Below are 247 nucleotides of genomic sequence, written 5' to 3'. Positions count from 1 at the left end.
TGTGTGAAATTCAGGATCTAGGTATTGGGGTTTATAGTCTTTGTAGGGGGAGTTTCTTAATATACGATCAGCTTCAAACAAAGCTTTGGAATATTCTTGGGTGTATTTGCCTACCTTAGCTCCTCCATCATATAATAAAATTTTATTTGTTTTTTTTTCTACATCTAATATAATACCATTAGGTGTATAAATCTCGTAAGTTTCACTCATTTTTATCCTTTCATCCTATATATAAACCATCTTCCAT

Annotated in this window: 1 pseudogene; it reads right to left on the bottom strand. The window is 31.2% G+C overall.

The features are described from left to right. Positions 1-210, bottom strand: a pseudogene (locus tag AJN60_RS00015) (hypothetical protein); the annotation flags it as partial. Positions 211-247 lie beyond the last annotated feature (37 nt).

This window comes from Campylobacter sp. BCW_4323, assembly GCF_001763115.1.
GTDB classification, from domain to species: domain Bacteria; phylum Campylobacterota; class Campylobacteria; order Campylobacterales; family Campylobacteraceae; genus Campylobacter_D; species Campylobacter_D jejuni.
The sequence above is the reverse complement of the archived record's forward strand: the minus strand, read 5'-3'. Positions and strand labels throughout refer to the sequence as shown.